This window comes from Sphingobacterium faecium (assembly GCF_003054045.1).
GTDB lineage: Bacteria > Bacteroidota > Bacteroidia > Sphingobacteriales > Sphingobacteriaceae > Sphingobacterium > Sphingobacterium faecium.
Genome location: NZ_QBKH01000001.1, coordinates 200,943 through 217,304 on the forward strand (window position 1 = coordinate 200,943; position 16,362 = coordinate 217,304).

General features: G+C 36.4%; 17 protein-coding genes, 6 tRNA genes and 1 riboswitch. Of the genes, 2 read left to right on the forward strand and 21 right to left on the reverse strand.

Features of this window, described 5'->3' with window-relative positions; genetic code table 11:
- The first annotated feature begins 16 nt into the window (after positions 1 to 16).
- Entirely contained in the window at positions 17 to 649 is a 633-nt protein-coding gene (locus C8N37_RS00875) for a gluconate 2-dehydrogenase subunit 3 family protein (RefSeq protein WP_108157125.1), read from the forward strand.
- 50 nt (positions 650 to 699) lie between these two features.
- Here the strand turns inward: C8N37_RS00875 and C8N37_RS00880 are convergent, their stop codons facing one another.
- On the reverse strand, positions 700 to 1,425 hold the full coding sequence (locus C8N37_RS00880) for an acyl-[acyl-carrier-protein] thioesterase (protein ID WP_108157126.1): 726 nt from the start codon (positions 1,423 to 1,425) through the stop codon (positions 700 to 702).
- 206 nt (positions 1,426 to 1,631) lie between these two features.
- Here C8N37_RS00880 and C8N37_RS00885 point away from each other — a divergent pair, with 206 nt between their 5' ends.
- The gene (locus tag C8N37_RS00885; RefSeq protein ID WP_045753487.1) at positions 1,632 to 1,898 is read left to right on the forward strand and encodes a hypothetical protein; all 267 of its coding nucleotides are present in this window, start codon (positions 1,632 to 1,634) and stop codon (positions 1,896 to 1,898) included.
- A gap of 39 nt (positions 1,899 to 1,937) precedes the next feature.
- On the opposite strand, the gene C8N37_RS00890 is transcribed toward C8N37_RS00885, so the two are convergent.
- The 20 genes from C8N37_RS00890 to C8N37_RS00985 form a co-directional block, all read right to left on the reverse strand.
- Positions 1,938 to 2,987, reverse strand: coding sequence for an endonuclease/exonuclease/phosphatase family protein (locus C8N37_RS00890; protein ID WP_108157127.1), 1,050 nt, complete (start codon positions 2,985 to 2,987; stop codon positions 1,938 to 1,940).
- Positions 2,988 to 3,183: 196 nt separating this feature from the next.
- Positions 3,184 to 3,402: a hypothetical protein gene (locus tag C8N37_RS00895; protein WP_108157128.1), complete on the reverse strand. Its 219-nt coding sequence runs from the start codon at positions 3,400 to 3,402 to the stop codon at positions 3,184 to 3,186.
- A gap of 11 nt (positions 3,403 to 3,413) precedes the next feature.
- A complete protein-coding gene (locus tag C8N37_RS00900) occupies positions 3,414 to 5,693 on the reverse strand; it encodes a cation:proton antiporter (RefSeq protein WP_108157129.1) in 2,280 nt (759 codons plus the stop codon).
- A 92-nt stretch (positions 5,694 to 5,785) separates the two neighbouring features.
- Complete coding sequence (locus tag C8N37_RS00905; RefSeq protein WP_108157130.1) at positions 5,786 to 6,496, reverse strand: LytR/AlgR family response regulator transcription factor; 711 nt, start codon at positions 6,494 to 6,496, stop codon at positions 5,786 to 5,788.
- A complete protein-coding gene (locus tag C8N37_RS00910; protein WP_108157131.1) occupies positions 6,489 to 7,205 on the reverse strand; it encodes a sensor histidine kinase in 717 nt (238 codons plus the stop codon). The genes C8N37_RS00905 and C8N37_RS00910 overlap by 8 nt, the downstream gene beginning before the upstream one ends.
- A 135-nt stretch (positions 7,206 to 7,340) precedes the next feature.
- Positions 7,341 to 7,425 (reverse strand) — tRNA-Leu (locus tag C8N37_RS00915).
- Between the two features lie 14 nt (positions 7,426 to 7,439).
- A tRNA-Gly gene (locus C8N37_RS00920) sits at positions 7,440 to 7,515 on the reverse strand.
- A 383-nt stretch (positions 7,516 to 7,898) separates the two neighbouring features.
- Positions 7,899 to 7,983 (reverse strand) — tRNA-Leu (locus C8N37_RS00925).
- Between the two features lie 13 nt (positions 7,984 to 7,996).
- Positions 7,997 to 8,072 (reverse strand) — tRNA-Gly (locus C8N37_RS00930).
- A 198-nt stretch (positions 8,073 to 8,270) separates the two neighbouring features.
- The gene (locus tag C8N37_RS00935) at positions 8,271 to 8,981 is read right to left on the reverse strand and encodes a HesA/MoeB/ThiF family protein (protein ID WP_108157132.1); all 711 of its coding nucleotides are present in this window, start codon (positions 8,979 to 8,981) and stop codon (positions 8,271 to 8,273) included.
- Between the two features lie 20 nt (positions 8,982 to 9,001).
- Positions 9,002 to 10,120 (reverse strand): 2-iminoacetate synthase ThiH, encoded by a 1,119-nt coding sequence (thiH, locus tag C8N37_RS00940; RefSeq protein ID WP_373866225.1) that lies wholly within the window; start codon positions 10,118 to 10,120, stop codon positions 9,002 to 9,004.
- Positions 10,121 to 10,126: 6 nt separating this feature from the next.
- Positions 10,127 to 10,897, reverse strand: a complete 771-nt coding sequence (locus C8N37_RS00945; RefSeq protein ID WP_108157133.1) for a thiazole synthase — start codon at positions 10,895 to 10,897, stop codon at positions 10,127 to 10,129.
- Positions 10,885 to 11,511 carry a thiamine phosphate synthase gene (thiE, locus tag C8N37_RS00950; RefSeq protein WP_108157134.1) on the reverse strand — a complete coding sequence of 209 codons (627 nt, stop codon included), beginning with the start codon at positions 11,509 to 11,511 and terminating at the stop codon, positions 10,885 to 10,887. Before thiE ends, C8N37_RS00945 begins: the two co-directional genes overlap by 13 nt.
- A 161-nt stretch (positions 11,512 to 11,672) precedes the next feature.
- Positions 11,673 to 12,269 (reverse strand): thiamine phosphate synthase, encoded by a 597-nt coding sequence (locus C8N37_RS00955; protein WP_108157135.1) that lies wholly within the window; start codon positions 12,267 to 12,269, stop codon positions 11,673 to 11,675.
- On the reverse strand, positions 12,266 to 14,080 hold the full coding sequence (gene thiC, locus C8N37_RS00960) for a phosphomethylpyrimidine synthase ThiC (protein WP_108157136.1): 1,815 nt from the start codon (positions 14,078 to 14,080) through the stop codon (positions 12,266 to 12,268). The genes C8N37_RS00955 and thiC overlap by 4 nt, the downstream gene beginning before the upstream one ends.
- Before the next feature lie 26 nt (positions 14,081 to 14,106).
- Positions 14,107 to 14,313, reverse strand: a complete 207-nt coding sequence (gene thiS / locus C8N37_RS00965; RefSeq protein ID WP_108157746.1) for a sulfur carrier protein ThiS — start codon at positions 14,311 to 14,313, stop codon at positions 14,107 to 14,109.
- 64 nt (positions 14,314 to 14,377) lie between these two features.
- Positions 14,378 to 14,476, reverse strand: a riboswitch (TPP riboswitch).
- Between the two features lie 149 nt (positions 14,477 to 14,625).
- Entirely contained in the window at positions 14,626 to 15,204 is a 579-nt protein-coding gene (gene nudK / locus C8N37_RS00970) for a GDP-mannose pyrophosphatase NudK (RefSeq protein WP_108157137.1), read from the reverse strand.
- 361 nt (positions 15,205 to 15,565) lie between these two features.
- Positions 15,566 to 15,650: transfer RNA gene (locus tag C8N37_RS00975), tRNA-Leu, on the reverse strand.
- 14 nt (positions 15,651 to 15,664) lie between these two features.
- Positions 15,665 to 15,740: transfer RNA gene (locus tag C8N37_RS00980), tRNA-Gly, on the reverse strand.
- 99 nt (positions 15,741 to 15,839) lie between these two features.
- On the reverse strand, positions 15,840 to 16,328 hold the full coding sequence (locus C8N37_RS00985) for a regulatory protein RecX (RefSeq protein WP_108157138.1): 489 nt from the start codon (positions 16,326 to 16,328) through the stop codon (positions 15,840 to 15,842).
- Positions 16,329 to 16,362 lie beyond the last annotated feature (34 nt).

Genomic DNA, 16,362 nt, shown 5'->3' on the forward strand with positions numbered 1-16,362 from the left:
TAAAAAGAGATTGATTATGAATAGAAGAGAAGCAATTCAACGTGTAGCCATGTTGATGGGAGGCGTAGTCATTGGTTCAAGCCTTTTTCTTGAAGGTTGTTCACGCTCTGCTACTAAACAAGTAGAAGTTTTATTTGAAGCTAAGACTACTGATCTATTGGGAGACTTAGCAGAGGCTATTCTACCAAAAACTTCAACTCCAGGAGCAAAAGAAGCTGGTGTAGGAAGTTTTATTCCTGTAATGGTTAGAGATTGTTACACTGACGAGGAACAAGCTGTTTTTATGGATGGAATTAACAACCTTGATAAAAAATCACAGGAGTTAATGAAGAAAAACTTCTTGGATCTTTCTGCTGAAGAACGTACAAGTTTTGTAAATTTATTAGACAAAGAAGCAAATGAGTTTAATAAAAAACAGGATGAGGAAACAAAAGCAGACCGTGAAAAGAATGCAGTTAAGCAGAATGAACTATATCGGGAAGTGGTTGGTAAACCACCACATTGGTTCACCATGTTTAAACAGTTAACCCTAACAGGATACTTTAATTCAGAACTGGGATTAACGAAAGCATTACGCTATGTTAAGATTCCTGGAAAGTTTGATGGAAATTACCCATATAAAAAAGGCGATAAGGCTTTTGCTGGTTAATCCATTTACTATGATATTAAAAAGGTGTACTTCTTTAGAAGTACACCTTTTTATTTTGTTTCAATTTCTAAAGCAAAGGAGATGTGTTCCTGCTTAGCAACGGTCATAAAATAGCCTATTTCAGTTGAGTTACCACTAATTTCTACCGTATCGTTATAACGGAGTTCTCTCAAATAGTTCATTTCTATTGCTGCTATTTGATTGGTTAATACCAGCTCCATAGGTAAGCGGTCCATACACCAATCCAAGTATTTTACATTGTTTGCATGATTGACAATATCTAGATCCGATATTTTAACCGTATAGCTTTCTATCGATTTGACCACCTGCGCTAAATTTAGTTTTGAAAAAGGTTTTTGCGTACTGATGCGGTCAGGAAAAGTTTTAAAATCTCCAAGAGCAATTGCCAATTCTTCAGGTCCTCTTTTTACCGTATTGATTACAGCCCAATAACTGGTTGCCGTCACATACAGTTGATCGTTGACATAAACCTCAAAATTACGGGTAGATTTGGCACCCTCAAGGCGCTGAATCCAAGTCTTAATGGTTACCCTATCCATCCACTTTGGCAAGCGATTTATTTCAAACCGGATACGACTAAGAACCCAAGTCTGATTGTTTTTTGCCATTTCTTTAAAACCAAATCCAGAGATAGTAGCATGCTCACCTGCCGTTAGTTGCAATAAGTTAGAAAGATCAGAATAGCGAATCCGGGCATTTGAATAGCATTGCGTAAAATTGATTTCCCAGTTTTTTTCAAATGTTGAATTGTCCATTTTTGATAAATTTCAACAAATTTAGGGATAATAATACTAGGGGTGATCTGGATTTGTAAAATAAATGTTAAAAATGAAATACTATTGGTATTTTATTTAGGAATCCTTACATTTAAGTAAGGTTAAGTATATGTTATAACAATTAGGACCGTTATAAATGAAATGACTTATTTAATCAAAATTGTCAATTATAAATTATTAGGAGTATGATCGGAGAATTGATAGAAAAAGAACAAATCTCTTCATTCAAAATTGTCGCAGCGAATGAAGATAGAACTCAAACGTTCTTAGAAACACTAAAAGGGGCTTTACGATTAGGTAATGAATTTAAGTCCAAGACAACGATCGCTTTTCAAACAGAGGCTGGTCCCAAGCGAGTGGAAACAACAGTTTGGTCTTTAACAGATAAGTATCTTCAAATTAAAAGTGGTGTGTTGATCCCCCTGAGGTCAATTTTAGCAATAGAGTATTAAGTCACATAAATTGTAATAAGAAAATAAAGTGCTGTAAGATCAGCACTTTTCTTTTTTCTCTTTAGCGAGTTCTATATCGTCTTGATCTACATCTAGAGTATTTTCTTCTTGTTCAATATCAGCAGATCTCTCATATTGCAATTCTGTTAAAATCGGAAAGTGATCCGAATTGAAGTTATACAACCTTTTCATCCGTTTTAATTTAAAATCCGTGCTACAAAAGATATGATCTAATGGAAAACGCATAAAAAAATGATGTGCATGAAATGTGTTGAGAAAGAAACGCCCCCTTCTTGGATCTAGTAATTGGCTTGTTTTTAAGAATAGCTCAGTCGTATAGCTCCATGCAACGTCATTCAAATCCCCACAAACGATAACTGGTATTTCGGATTTTTCAGCTTCATCTGCAATCATTAAAAGTTCTTTATCTCTTTCCGTTGATCGCGGATTTTCGTTTGGAACAGGTGGAGTAGGGTGTACTGCATACAATTGGATGAGTTCACCACTAGGTAAAATTACCTTTGTGTGAATTGAGGGGATATCATCTTCAACTAAAAACCTGACTTCACTATCTTTTAGTTCCAATTTAGAATACAAAAGCATACCATAGGTATTGTCGATCGGCTTTTCGACACGAAAGGGATATGCATCCGTAGCTTCTCTTAATTCTTCCATCCATTTATGACTGGTTTCGAGCAAAAGAACAACATCTGCACCTGTCTTTTTAATCTCCGAAATACAACCCTCATAATTGGTATTATCCTCAAATACATTGGATATCATAATACTGATCGATTGATCAGGTATATTTTTTTTAGCTCTTAAAATTTGCTTTTTTCCGATTGGAGTAAAGGGTAGAATCTGCCTGATCAAATATATAATAGTACCACAAAGTAGGGTAACATAGACGTAGAAAGTGGTTGATTTTTCGCAGAAAATCACTATAAAAACTAAAGATAAAATCGTCAGTACCAGCTTTTGTAGTCTAGGATATTCAAAAACCCGGAATGTCCAATAATCGTTCCTGATTAAAGGAATAAAACTTATAATGATCAGAATGGAAGAAAAAATATAAAGAGCTGTGTGCATATGTCATCTATTGTTCGATAAAAATATAAAAATAATCGAGAAAAGATGGTCGGTGCACAATAAAATAGCAATTCAGAGGTGCCTTATTAAGGAGATGATAGGATCCATTAATTGCTAATCAAATAATTGATGCAGACCATAAAGGAAAGTTTAAAACATAAAATTTCCTTTATGGTGTAACAACGGATGATCACTCTTATTCTTCATATAAGCGTTCAACTGCAAAACCATTTTGCTTGAGTTGCAAGGCAATTTCAAAAGCTTGAATATTGAGAGCTTCCAATTTTAAAATTAATCCATTACTGAGTCTTTTAATTTTAATGTTAACAATATTTGGGATATTCTTTAAAGTTGTCTCTAATTGATGAATCTTCTCTTCATGAATTAGCATAGTTTCAAAAATGTATATTTCCATAACAATAAATATTAAGGTTTTAAAATTAATGTACTCGGGAGTTGTTTTGTCCACTGTTCTTTTTCAAACGAGATTTGTTTCCATGCTAAGAAACTAATCAGTATAATATCAAATGATGCATATGCGACATCTTGACGATCATCTTCATCTATGATATTAATATGGTTAGGAGCTGCATAGTCTAGTGATCGAATAGCTTCCTTAAGTTCTACAGAAGTCTTTATCACTTGATCTTCATCCAAGAAACTTATTTTTACATCATTATTTTGAATTAGCTTGTGAATATAAATCAATAAGAAACTATCACTAAGAGTTTTGATAGGTACAAGTATGTTTTTCACGATTTCAGGAAGACCACGATCTACCAATATCCCACAAGGGATATGTATAGATTTTAAAAGTGCAGTTGTTTTATCTTCAAATCCACTGTGATTAAACAGACTTTCTTTTCCTGTCAATGATCCCAATAATCGTTCTGGATTGACCACTTTACTCGTAAATCCGATGATACTCCCAAGGACCGATCCTTCATAAACAGATTGACCAATTCCAGTTAATAATAAGTCAAAGTCTTCTTCGTTAGCCATTTTAGCAATATCATCATTGATATTGTCTGTGCCTCTAAAAATAGGCGTATAGGGTTGATCTATTTTTTGACTTTCATCGTTTAATAATGAAAAATTATCTCTTTCATATTCTATCGAATTAAACGTATTTAATTCATTCCCTAGAGAAAGATGTAAAGCAGTTACGGTACTATTTTCTTTTGATTTTTTCGTGAGCATATTGGCAATGCGAAGCAGGATTTTACCTGAATTAGGATTGCTAAATGAAATTAAAATGTTGTATTTATTTTTCTTAGATATCAGCTCAGCATTATCTTCTATTTCGGGTTTGAAAAATTTATTAATTAAATCTAGCGCAGGTCCAGTCATAAATGTGGTAATCAAGGCCATTAATACCAATATGGCGAACATTTCGTCGGTCAGAACTCCAAGGTCATAGCCTATATTGAGCGCAACTAATTCCATCAACCCCCTGGTATTCATTAATGCTCCGATGGTGAGACTGCTGTGCCAATTTTGTCCTACAAACCTTGCAGAAAGCGCACTTCCAATAAATTTGCCCACCACAGCAATCAGAACTACCCAAAAACATGTGTGCCAATGTTCAGCTTCATTGAGCAATCCAATCTGGGTACGTAATCCCGTAAATACAAAAAATAGTGGTAAAAGAAGTACTTGTGCTACATCCTCTACTTTTTCAATAAATATACTTCTAAAGCTCGTGTTATTGGGCATGATTACACCAGCCATAAAAGCCCCAAATAATGCATGGATACCAATAACTTCAGTCGTCCAGGAAGAGATGAGTAACGTCAGAAAAAATATGCCTACAATAGATTTTCCCAGACGCTCCTTTGTCGTATGCAGGTCTCCAATACGTTGTAGAAAAGGTTTCACAAATCGGACCATTAAGAAAACATAACCGACGGCAAAAGCAATGGTGTAAACAGCACTGATAACAGATCCTGCTTTCACGATAGCTATGACCGCTGCCAAAAGGCACCATGCAGTAATATCATCTGCCGCCGCACAGGTAATAGCCATGGAGCCCAATCTTGTCTTACTCATGCCCCTTTCTTGAACAATTCTGGCGAGTACCGGAAATGCTGTAATACTCATCGATATACCAATAAATAAAGCATATGATAAAAAAGAAACGTTGTCCGGCGCTGTCGATTGAAAGATCACATAAGCCAAGCCCATTCCGAGTAGGAATGGAAAAATAATACTAACATGACTAATGACAATAGCATCATGCGCTTTATTTTTTAAAATTTTTAAGTCAAGTTCCATACCCACTACAAACATAAAAAGGACAAGACCTATTTGGCTAAGTACACCCAAATTACCTAATGAACTAACTGGAAAAAGAAATGAAGATATGTCAGGGAAATAATTTCCCAGCAGAGAGGGACCTAGCGCTATACCAGCTACAATCTCTCCAATAACTGACGGCTGACCTATTTTTTTAAATAATAAACCAAAAATCCGAGCAACAAAAATAATGGTTATGATTTGCAGTATGAGGATTGCTAGAGGATAAGAAAGATTTTCATGCAAATGGTCTAAGAAATGTGACCAGGCCGAATGCATGGGGACATCTGCATTTGAATACGTTTCATTATCAAATCGTGTACCTTGATGGATAATAAAATAGCCAAGCGATATCCCAACTATTAAAATAATCAAGTAAAAAAACGTGGAGCGGTATTTATTTTTTAACATATATTGTCTTATTGTAAACAACAAGATAATAGCTACAAGTTTCTCTACAAACTTAAATGGTATTTTTTGTACTGAACAATAAAAAAAATGTACTAAACAACTAGACTGTTAATAAAATGATCCCTGTAGGGTGCAGATAATGTAAGCTTTATCATCGCAGATGTCCCCTTTATTTTACAAATCACATACTGTGCAGTATACGAAGAGACCGTCGCTAATGCAATCACATTTCGCCTATTGATTCGACAGAATTTTCCAGCAGGTAAAAGCATCATGATTTCGTCTAAACTTATGTTTTTTGCAAGAATATCAGGTCCGTCAGTCATCTTTATATACTTATCCCTTCTATCATGATCTGCGACTTCAATGTAAGCAATTTGTGAAGCAGTAATTCGAGTTTTCCCTTGATTGCTATTCAATTCAATGATACCTTCGCTAGATACCGCATTTGCTATAATCCATTTCATCGCTTTATCAAAAGCAATTTGCAAGCGATCAGCTTGATAAGGTTTACGTAAATAATCTACAGCATGCAAATCAAATGCATCAGCCGCAAACTCTTTATATGCGGTCGAAAATATAATAGCCTTATTAGGTAAGAGTTTTGCAATATCGAGACCATTAAGATTAGGCATGAGGATATCCATAACACATGTGTTAAAATCAAGCTTGTCGACCTGGTCTAAAAATTTTTGTGGATTATTAAAACTTTTTACAATTTCGACATCTTTAAAATTACCACATAAAGCCTGAAGGTAGCTTAGTGAAGGAAGTTCATCATCCAACAATATACATCTAATCATTCTTATACAGTTTTATTTTTACTGTTACGGTGTAAATATCTTCTTTTTGTTCTGTGTTTAAACTATAATCTTCACCGTAAATACTTTTTAATCGTTGTACAAATGTTTTGTTTCCTAAACCACCTAAAGTAGTCGTTGTACGTTGTTTTGACTGGATACGATTAGATACGGTCAGATAAAAATAATCTTCAACAACTTCAAAAACAACAGAGATATAACTATTTTCATTTTGAACATCGGCATGTTTAAACGCATTTTCGATTGGATTGATGGTCATAAAAGGCGCTATCAGCATATCTCCAGCTTCAGGGCTAATTTTTTTTCGAATATGCAAATCAAATAAAGGGCTGATTTTAAGTTTGTTGATCTCAATCAGATTTTGAGCAAAAGCAATTTCATCCTTTAGTTTAACAAATGTACCATCTGTTTCATAAAGAATATAATCCAGTACATTGGATAACTTATCGAGAGCATGATAACTTTGATAGGCATGTGATTGAATTGCGTTTAATGCATTTTTTAATAAATGTGGATCTAACTTATAAATGGTCGTTTCCGCTGGAAGCGAAATACTATTTACATCGCGATTCTGTTTAGTGAGCAATTCATTTTGGCGTTTCAAAATTCGGATTTTCCAATATAAAAATACAGTCAATAGCACAAGAACTAAGAATGCAAGAAATAATAAACTATAATAAAAATTGAGCATACTAACTTTATTTTACCTCGAATATAGCAATTTTCTAAAAAGACATTGGATTTTCTGGATTTCAGTTGAAAATTGAAATCGCCAATTGGATCGTTTTAAAACAAGAAAAGCTCATCTTTTGGATGAGCTTTCTTGTACCTAGGGCGGGAATCGAACCCGCACTTCCTTAACGGAAACAGGATTTTAAGTCCTGCGTGTCTACCAGTTCCACCACCTAGGCAGGTGATCTTAATGTGGAGCGAAAAACGAGATTCGAACTCGCGACCCCAACCTTGGCAAGGTTGTGCTCTACCAGCTGAGCTATTTTCGCATTGCTAACAGTCAACAAGTTGTTTTCTGTTTTGGTGATGCAAATATACGGTGATTTTCCTAAAATCAAAATTTGAAATCATCATTTTTTGATAATTATATGTAATCGCCTCAAATATTGCATCTTATTTTTTACTGTAAAATAAAATCAGGGAAAGTGTTGAACTATAAACATGATTATGGATCATATAATCTAAGCAACGGAATATTATGTTATACATCATCAGCAGATGCTAAGGAAATATTTAAACGTTTGGATAGTCCAATTTAAATTAGGAAATCTTGATTTATAACAGGTGTACCATACATCATATCCTAGTTAAAACGAGTCTATCCGAAAAGAGTTTATACAAGAAAAGCTCATCTTTTGGATGAGCTTTCTTGTACCTAGGGCGGGAATCGAACCCGCACTTCCTTAACGGAAACAGGATTTTAAGTCCTGCGTGTCTACCAGTTCCACCACCTAGGCAAGGTGTATTAAGTGGAGCGAAAAACGAGATTCGAACTCGCGACCCCAACCTTGGCAAGGTTGTGCTCTACCAGCTGAGCTATTTTCGCTTTTGATACTGCAAATATAGGTAGATTATAGAGACTACAAAATGTTTTTTTATAGCTAAAGCGTAATTCCCTCAAATGAAGCGAGATAAATTTTAGTCGTTTTTAAAGTAGGAGACCTTTGGACTCAAATTTAATATCAAATACCCATTGCTGTCTGTAATCTATGATAGCCATCTTATTTTTCTAATGTCCAAAATTTTAAAATTCAATTGTTGTGAATCGCCATAGGTAGGTGTCGACAAGTGTCAGTTTGTTGAAATCGACAGGAAGATCCGTTACTATTTTCAGTACCTGCATAGCCATCATACTACCAATAATACCTGGAAGCGGACCTAATACGCCGTATTGGTCACAAGTTGGTATATCTTCCGGATGCGGAGGCTCAGGAAATAAATCTCGAAGTTGCTTACTACCTTTATAATTAAAAACCGCCATTTGCCCTTCAAAAGCAAAGATACTTCCATAAACTAATGCCTTTTGAGCACGTGAGCAAGCATCATTGACAAGATATCTAGTGTTAAAATTATCTGAACCATCGACCACAACATCATATGCCGCAATGATACCATCTACATTGTCAGTACTAATTTTTGTCATTAAGCTGGTCACCTTGATGGAAGAATTTAGTTCTTCAATATAAGCAGACGCACTTTTTACTTTGTCTACATGTATGCTTTTTTCGGCGTGAATAACTTGTCTATTGAGATTATGGATTTCGACATGATCAAAATCAACAATCCCTATATTTCCAATACCAGCCGCCGCAAGATATTGAAGTACGGGTGAACCCAATCCACCTGCACCAATGACCAATACTTTTGCCGCCATGATTTTTTGTTGCCCCTCGATACCGATTTCATTAATAAAAATTTGGCGGGAGTATCGATCAAAAGCACTATGTTGTTCCATGTAATAGAAAATTTAAATTGTTATCCCGAGTAGCTTATGTCCCAATCTTTCATGATAGGGTCGTATCCAGCTTTTTTAATGATATTTTGGATAGTTTCCATACTTCGTTCATCACTGATTTCAAATTGTTCGAGCGATTGGGGATCGACAACATAGCCACCAGGATTTGTTTTTGAAGCGGCACTCATGCTCGTCACACCGATAGGAATAATATGATCCCTAAATTTTTCACGTTCACGTGTAGATATGGAAATTTCAAGATTTTCATTCCATAGGCGATACGCGCATATTAATTGGAGCAAATCCCGATCTTCCATGATAAAGTTAGGCGTTGATACCCCTTCAGCAGGACGTAGCCGTGGAAATGAAACCGAATATTTTGTACGCCAATATTGCTTCTCTAGATAGTCAATATGTAATGCGTTAAAAAAACTATCCACACGCCAATCTTCAAGACCTAACAGTACCCCTAATCCGATTTTATGAATACCTGCTTGACCGATACGGTCGGGAGTATCCAAGCGATATTCAAAATTGGATTTCTTACCCTTTGGGTGATAGGTTTTATAGACCTTTTGATGATAGGTTTCTTGATAGACAAGTACAGAATGGACTCCCTCATTATGCAAAATGAGATATTCCTCTGATGTTAAAGGTTGTACTTCAATGGATATCTGCGCAAAATAAGGTTTCAGTAACTGGATAGCATTCTTAAAATAACTGATCTCTACGGTTTTATTTGCTTCTCCGCTCACCAGTAATACATGATTGACCCCCATCGATTTTAGTGCCATCGCCTCCAACAATAATTCGCTATTGGAGAGTGTTTTTCGTTTGATTTTATTATCCATACTAAATCCACAATACGTACAGATATTTTGACATTCATTACTCAGATATAAAGGAGCATATAATTGTATTGTTTTACCAAATCTGCGTTGTGTGACCTGTTGAGTCAGTCGTGCCATCTCCTCCAATTCGGTTGTCGCCGCAGGAGATATCAAGGCAAGAAAATCGTCTAAATTTCTTTTTTCCTTCCGAAGACTTTTTCTGACATCATCAATTGTTTTATGGTATATTTTTTCCTTAATATCATGCCAGTTATATTGTGTAAATAGTTGTTGAAACGTTTGCATCATGATAGTTTAATCGATTAAAAATGAGGTTAGAGGACTAGATGCTATCGCCCGATTTTCCACCCCGCCTAGTCCAGCATGATAGGCTTTTCTTCCTGCGATCACGGCTTCTTTAAATGCTTCAGCCATTTTCACAGGATATGTTGCCGTAGCGATTGCTGTATTGACTAGTACGGCATCGGCACCAATTTCCATTGCTTTTGCAGCATCAGATGGTGTGCCTATACCAGCATCTACGATGACAGGTACTTGGCTTTGGGCAATAATCATTTCTAAAAAATCTATAGTGCGTAATCCCTTATTACTCCCTATAGGCGCTGCTAATGGCATGACTGCCGCCGTTCCAACTTCCTCTAGACGTTTACAAAGCACGGGGTCGGCATGTATATAGGGTAGTACAATAAAACCTAGTTTTGCCAACTGTTCAGTAGCTAATAGCGTTTCAATAGGATCAGGCATGAGGTAACGGGAATCCGGGTGGATCTCCAATTTTACCCAGTTGGTTTCCAAAGCTTCCCGAGCAAGTTGTGCCGCCAATATAGCTTCCTTAGCATTACGCGCTCCCGAAGTATTTGGCAACAAATGTACTGCTGGAATCTGTAATGCTTCTAAAAATGCATCCGAGAAAGACTGATGATCCAACCGTTTTAAAGCCATGGTAACCATTTCAGAACCCGATGCAATCAAAGATTCTTGCATTTGATTGAGGTGTCCAAACTTTCCTGTTCCTAAGAAAAGTCGAGATTTAAAGATGCGATCTGCTATTTTTAAAGTATCCATTCCAATTTATTTTTAAGTTCTTGAATAAGTTGAGGTTGTTTTGTGATGAGACCTGAGAGTGCTACGCCATATATACCCATTTCTTGAAGAAGGGTAATATCTTCGAGTAAGATTCCTCCTATAGCAAAAATAGGAGGATAGTCAGTTCCTTCAGTTCTTAAATTTTGAATGATCTCCTGATATCCTGTGAATCCCAATATAGGACTTAGCTTTTCTTTAGTAGAGGTAAAACGTAGCGGTCCAAGACCAATGTAATCACAGTTTTCTGCTATGCGTTGCTGTACATCAGATAGATTATTTGCTGTACCTCCAATAATCTTCTTAGATCCTAGTAATAATCTTGCTTCCAGTATACTGCTATCCGTTAATCCCAGATGAACACCAGCAGCATCTACGGCTTTAGCAATGTGAACATGATCATTGATGATCAGTTTTGCACCATATTGAAAGCACAGTTGTTTAATACAGATGGCTAATGTTAATAATTGATCTTCATTGCCCTCTTTCCAACGCAATTGAATCCAATCAGCACCAGCTCGTAGTGCGTTTCTGATATTTGTTTCCTGTTCCAGAGCTGTATTCCCCTGAGATATATATTGAATTTTACTAAACATGATGTTGACCGGTAAGACTTTTTTTGCTCTTTAAAAATTGTCTGATATAGTTTTTTCTAATTGACATAGTTCGATTTTATTATATCCTATCAACTGCTAGTGTCGATAAAGCTCCATAGTTTTAATATAAGTGCCTGTATCACCGTCAGGATCAAGATCTGCTATGAGGAGTAGGAAAAGTCTATCTGTAGACATTTTTTAAAATTGATTAAAGGTTGTTCGCTTTTCCAGATGGTTCCCAATAATGCGACCCCATCAACTCCATCCTGATATAAAGAGATGATGTTTTCGGCGTGTATGCCAGCAAGTCCAATTAAATGAACCTGCTGGTTATCCCGGTATTTGAGTTCTTTTTTTACGGTATGTTTAGCCCCATGATTAAGCTTTGAAATGCTTAAAAACATCGGACTAAGCAAAGCGTAAGACCATTGATGATCCAATCTGTTGAAATCATGGATACTATGTACTGATGTTGATCGGATGGTCTGTTGACTGAACTGATTTTGTATCCCCAATTTTCGATCGTGCTCATTAAAATGCAATCTCTTGATGTTAAATTGTTCCGCTAGATGATGATGACTATGCATGACAAGGCGATTTCGATAAGGAGTTGCTATCCCGTTAATAAATTGAGACATTTCATCATCAGAAAAGCTGTACTTCCGAATGTGCAACAGTTCCAATCCCGCGTCTAGTATATCATTGATCACCTGTAGTTCACGAGGTGCAGTCTGTTCAGCAGTCAAAACTAGGATCATAGATAAAGCTCCTTACCTTGCTCGATAAATTCTCTAGACATATCCATCATTCCCTGTTCCGCAGAATCCCGTATCTCTTGCGTAATCTTCATCGAACAAAATTTGGGACCGCACATTGAACAAAAGTGGGCCACTTTTGCACCATCAGCCGGTAATGTTTCATCATGAAATTCTCGCGCGGTATCGGGATCTAATGAAAGATTAAACTGATCTTCCCAACGGAACTCAAACCTAGCCTTGCTCAAAGCATTATCTCGGTATTGAGCTCCAGGATGCCCTTTGGCTAGATCAGCGGCATGTGCGGCTAATTTATAGGTAATGACCCCATCTTTCACATCTTTTCGATTCGGCAATCCAAGATGTTCTTTAGGAGTAACATAGCATAGCATGGCACATCCAAACCATCCGATCATAGCCGCACCTATTGCCGAAGTAATATGGTCATAACCAGGAGCAATATCTGTCGTCAATGGACCCAACGTATAAAAAGGTGCTTCATCACAAACTTCAAGCTGTTTGTCCATATTTTCCTTAATCATATGCATCGGCACGTGACCAGGCCCTTCAATCATAACTTGTACATCATGTTTCCATGCAATTTTAGTTAACTCCCCTAAAGTCTCTAACTCCGCAAACTGTGCAGCATCGTTCGCATCAGCAATAGAACCAGGGCGAAGACCATCACCCAATGAAAAGGCGACATCGTATTGCTTCATGATCTGACAGATATCTTCAAAGTGCGTATATAAAAAGTTTTCCTTATGATGGAATAAACACCATTTTGCCATGATCGATCCACCACGAGATACAATTCCCGTTACGCGTTTTGCTGTCAGATGAATATATCTCAACAATACCCCTGCATGAATGGTGAAGTAGGAAACACCCTGTTCTGCTTGTTCGATTAAGGTATCTCTAAATATCTCCCAAGTCAGATCTTCTGCTACACCTTTTACTTTTTCCAAAGCTTGATATATAGGCACTGTGCCGATTGGGACTGGAGAATTACGGATGATCCATTCACGTGTTTCATGGATATTTTTACCCGTTGAAAGATCCATTATCGTATCTGCACCCCAGCGACATGCCCAAACAGCTTTGTCTACTTCTTCCTCAATACTGGACGTCACTGCACTATTGCCAATATTGGCATTTATTTTCACTAAAAAATTACGTCCGATAATCATCGGTTCACTTTCTGGATGATTGATATTGTTCGGGATGATAGCTCTACCCGCTGCGATTTCTTCACGTACAAATTCCGCTGTGATCGATTTCTTTGGTGTACGAGCACCAAAACTATGTCCCGCGTGTTGGTGTTCCATACCCATTGTCGCCGCTTCTATTTGCTCAATGCGTTGATTTTCACGAATAGCAACATATTCCATTTCTGGGGTGATGATCCCTTTTCTAGCATAATGTAATTGACTTACGTTTTGACCTGCTAATGCTTTTTTAGGCTTATGGCTATATTCAAAACGAAGTTCATCCAGATCCGCATCCGCCAATCGTTCTTGACCATAATCGGAACTGATCTGCGGTAAAATTTCAACATCTTGCCTGTCCAATATCCAATTTTCTCGAGTGCGTGGTAGACCCTTACGGATATCGATTTTTGCGTGATCATCGGTATATGGACCTGATGTATCATAAATGGTTACCGGAGGATTGATTTCCACACCACCTTTGCTTAATTTAGTAGGGCTAAGCGTAATTTCACGCATAGCCACCTGAATTGGGAAGAGTTTTCCTGGGATGTAGACTTTTTTCGAATTTGGGAAAGGGGTCTGGGTAATGTTTTGTTCTAACATAATGGTTTAGTATAGGTATGAATGATTTATCCGCCTTGCGTTGCGGAAATGATGAGAATTGAATCCTGATGCTGTAATTTGGTCGTTGCCCAAGCCGTTTTGGGTATGACTTGGTTATTAATGGCAACAGCAATTCCTTTGCTTTTTTCTGGAAATTCCAAAAGCATCAAACCTTCCAAAGAGGAGGGTGGCTGTTCAAAAAAACGTGCTTGGTGATTGATCGTGAGTTCCATTCCTTTTAAAATTTTTAAATAAAAAACTTTAGGAATGGCCACAGTTATGCAGGTATATGCACAATGAAGACATCTTACTTTTCCCTACGCCAGTATGATCCGGATCAGGTTCTAAGGGTAAAATCTCAGCCTGCAAATCTTGCAGACACCCCTAAAGTTTTCACTAAACTAGGTAAAAAAAATTAATAAACGAAAAGAGGTAGATTTATTTTAGTCTATCCATTGTTTTGTGACAGAAGAGTATATCCACCTCTTCTCCTTGACAGATCATAAAATAGAGCAAGTAGAATCGACCAGAATTACTAAAGGAGCTTATAAAATATCGTTTAATTTAATATATTGAAGCAACATAATTGTTTTAGCATCTTTGATCTCACCGTTCGCGACCATCTGCATGGCTTCGGAAATATCTAATTCTAATACCTCAATGTTTTCTTCTTCATGATCCAGTCCTCCACCTTCACTCACCTTCATTTCTTTTGCATATTCGGCTATAAAGAAATGAAGAATTTCTGTAACCGAGCCAGGAGACATGTAAGCTTCAAATATCTTTCTTACATCTGTAATTTTATATCCCGTTTCTTCTTCCGTTTCTCTTCTAATACAATCTTCCGCATTATCTTTATCCAGTAAACCTGCACAAGCTTCAATCATCATTCCTGTTTCATTTCCATTAATAAATGTTGGAAGGCGAAATTGTCGGGTCAGGATAACAGTTTTTTGCTCTTTGTTGTATAGTAAAATAGTAGCACCATTTCCTCTATCGTAGGCCTCTCTACTTTGACTTATAATCGTACCATCCTTTTTTAAATATTCATAAGTAATCTTTTTGAGAACATACCAATTATCAGACAAAATTTTGGTATCTGTGATCTTGATGTTAGTTATCATATGTAAGCTGTTGCGGTGTTGTGTTGAAAAAGTTTTCGTTTGCTAAAGATATAAAAAAATACAAAATCACATTTTATTACAACATAGTAAGGAACTAATTTTAAAGAAAATTTTACCATGAGAGTTGAATTTCTAAGAAGATAATAACTGTTTGATATCGAGTAGAAGTTGAGAATGATATAATTGAAATTTAATAGTGGATTATTATAGGGTTTTAACTTTATGAACCTTCTATAAGATCACGATTATTTCACTGCTTATTTATAACATGATAAAAAACCAGAGAATATGTTTAATCAATTCAATCAAAAAAGACAGGGTCTAAAACAAGAAAAGCCCATCTTTTGGATGAGCTTTCTTGTACCTAGGGCGGGAATCGAACCCGCACTTCCTTAACGGAAACAGGATTTTAAGTCCTGCGTGTCTACCAGTTCCACCACCTAGGCAGGTGATCTTAATGTGGAGCGAAAAACGAGATTCGAACTCGCGACCCCAACCTTGGCAAGGTTGTGCTCTACCAGCTGAGCTATTTTCGCATTACTAACAGCTAACAAGTTGTTTTCTGTTTTGGTGATGCAAATATAGAGCTAATAATTAAAAAAACAAATTTTCATCCAAGCTTTATTTTCTTTTTTTTATAAGCCCTTTTCTTTCAGGACAGAAGAAATGATATCACTTTCAAAACCGCGGGATAAAGCATATTGAAATAGCTTATTCTTGATTATATAAGGATCTTTATCTTTTATTAAAAACTGTTTTTTATCGACCAGCTCGCTGAGTTTATGCTCATATTCATCTAAATCAATTTTCGATAATGCAATTTTAATCAAAGGTTCTGAAACTCGTTTAAATTTTAAAGACTGTTTGATCTTTATTTTTCCCCAGCTCTTTATCCGCAGCTTACCCAAGGTATAAGCAATCGCAAATCGTTCTTCATTTAAGAAATTCTCTGATATCAATTGCGAGATGATTTGCTCAACATCTTCTTGGTGTAATCCCCAGTCATATAATTTATCCCGTACTTCTTGTTGAGCCCGTTCTTGATACGCACAATAACTCTCCGCCTTGAGCAATGCCTGCTTAGGTGTGTATATTTTTTTTCTTGTTTTCTCTTCGTCAAACATCTTTACAAATTTCAAAAATATATTGAACTTACTG

Bases quoted from the DNA above. Each gene is read 5' to 3' on its own strand.
- C8N37_RS00905 (WP_108157130.1), bottom strand. From the start codon at position 6,496: ATGATTAGATGTATATTGTTGGATGATGAACTTCCTTCACTAAGCTAC.
- thiC (WP_108157136.1), bottom strand. From the start codon at position 14,080: ATGTTAGAACAAAACATTACCCAGACCCCTTTCCCAAATTCGAAAAAA.
- C8N37_RS00890 (WP_108157127.1), bottom strand. From the start codon at position 2,987: ATGCACACAGCTCTTTATATTTTTTCTTCCATTCTGATCATTATAAGT.
- C8N37_RS00955 (WP_108157135.1), bottom strand. From the start codon at position 12,269: ATGATCCTAGTTTTGACTGCTGAACAGACTGCACCTCGTGAACTACAG.
- C8N37_RS00935 (WP_108157132.1), bottom strand. From the start codon at position 8,981: ATGGAACAACATAGTGCTTTTGATCGATACTCCCGCCAAATTTTTATT.
- nudK (WP_108157137.1), bottom strand. From the start codon at position 15,204: ATGATAACTAACATCAAGATCACAGATACCAAAATTTTGTCTGATAAT.
- C8N37_RS00945 (WP_108157133.1), bottom strand. From the start codon at position 10,897: ATGGATACTTTAAAAATAGCAGATCGCATCTTTAAATCTCGACTTTTC.
- C8N37_RS00875 (WP_108157125.1), top strand. From the start codon at position 17: ATGAATAGAAGAGAAGCAATTCAACGTGTAGCCATGTTGATGGGAGGC.
- thiE (WP_108157134.1), bottom strand. From the start codon at position 11,511: ATGTTTAGTAAAATTCAATATATATCTCAGGGGAATACAGCTCTGGAA.
- thiS (WP_108157746.1), bottom strand. From the start codon at position 14,313: ATGGAACTCACGATCAATCACCAAGCACGTTTTTTTGAACAGCCACCC.
- C8N37_RS00985 (WP_108157138.1), bottom strand. From the start codon at position 16,328: ATGTTTGACGAAGAGAAAACAAGAAAAAAAATATACACACCTAAGCAG.
- C8N37_RS00910 (WP_108157131.1), bottom strand. From the start codon at position 7,205: ATGCTCAATTTTTATTATAGTTTATTATTTCTTGCATTCTTAGTTCTT.
- C8N37_RS00885 (WP_045753487.1), top strand. From the start codon at position 1,632: ATGATCGGAGAATTGATAGAAAAAGAACAAATCTCTTCATTCAAAATT.
- C8N37_RS00900 (WP_108157129.1), bottom strand. From the start codon at position 5,693: ATGTTAAAAAATAAATACCGCTCCACGTTTTTTTACTTGATTATTTTA.
- thiH (WP_373866225.1), bottom strand. From the start codon at position 10,120: ATGATGCAAACGTTTCAACAACTATTTACACAATATAACTGGCATGAT.
- C8N37_RS00895 (WP_108157128.1), bottom strand. From the start codon at position 3,402: ATGGAAATATACATTTTTGAAACTATGCTAATTCATGAAGAGAAGATT.
- C8N37_RS00880 (WP_108157126.1), bottom strand. From the start codon at position 1,425: ATGGACAATTCAACATTTGAAAAAAACTGGGAAATCAATTTTACGCAA.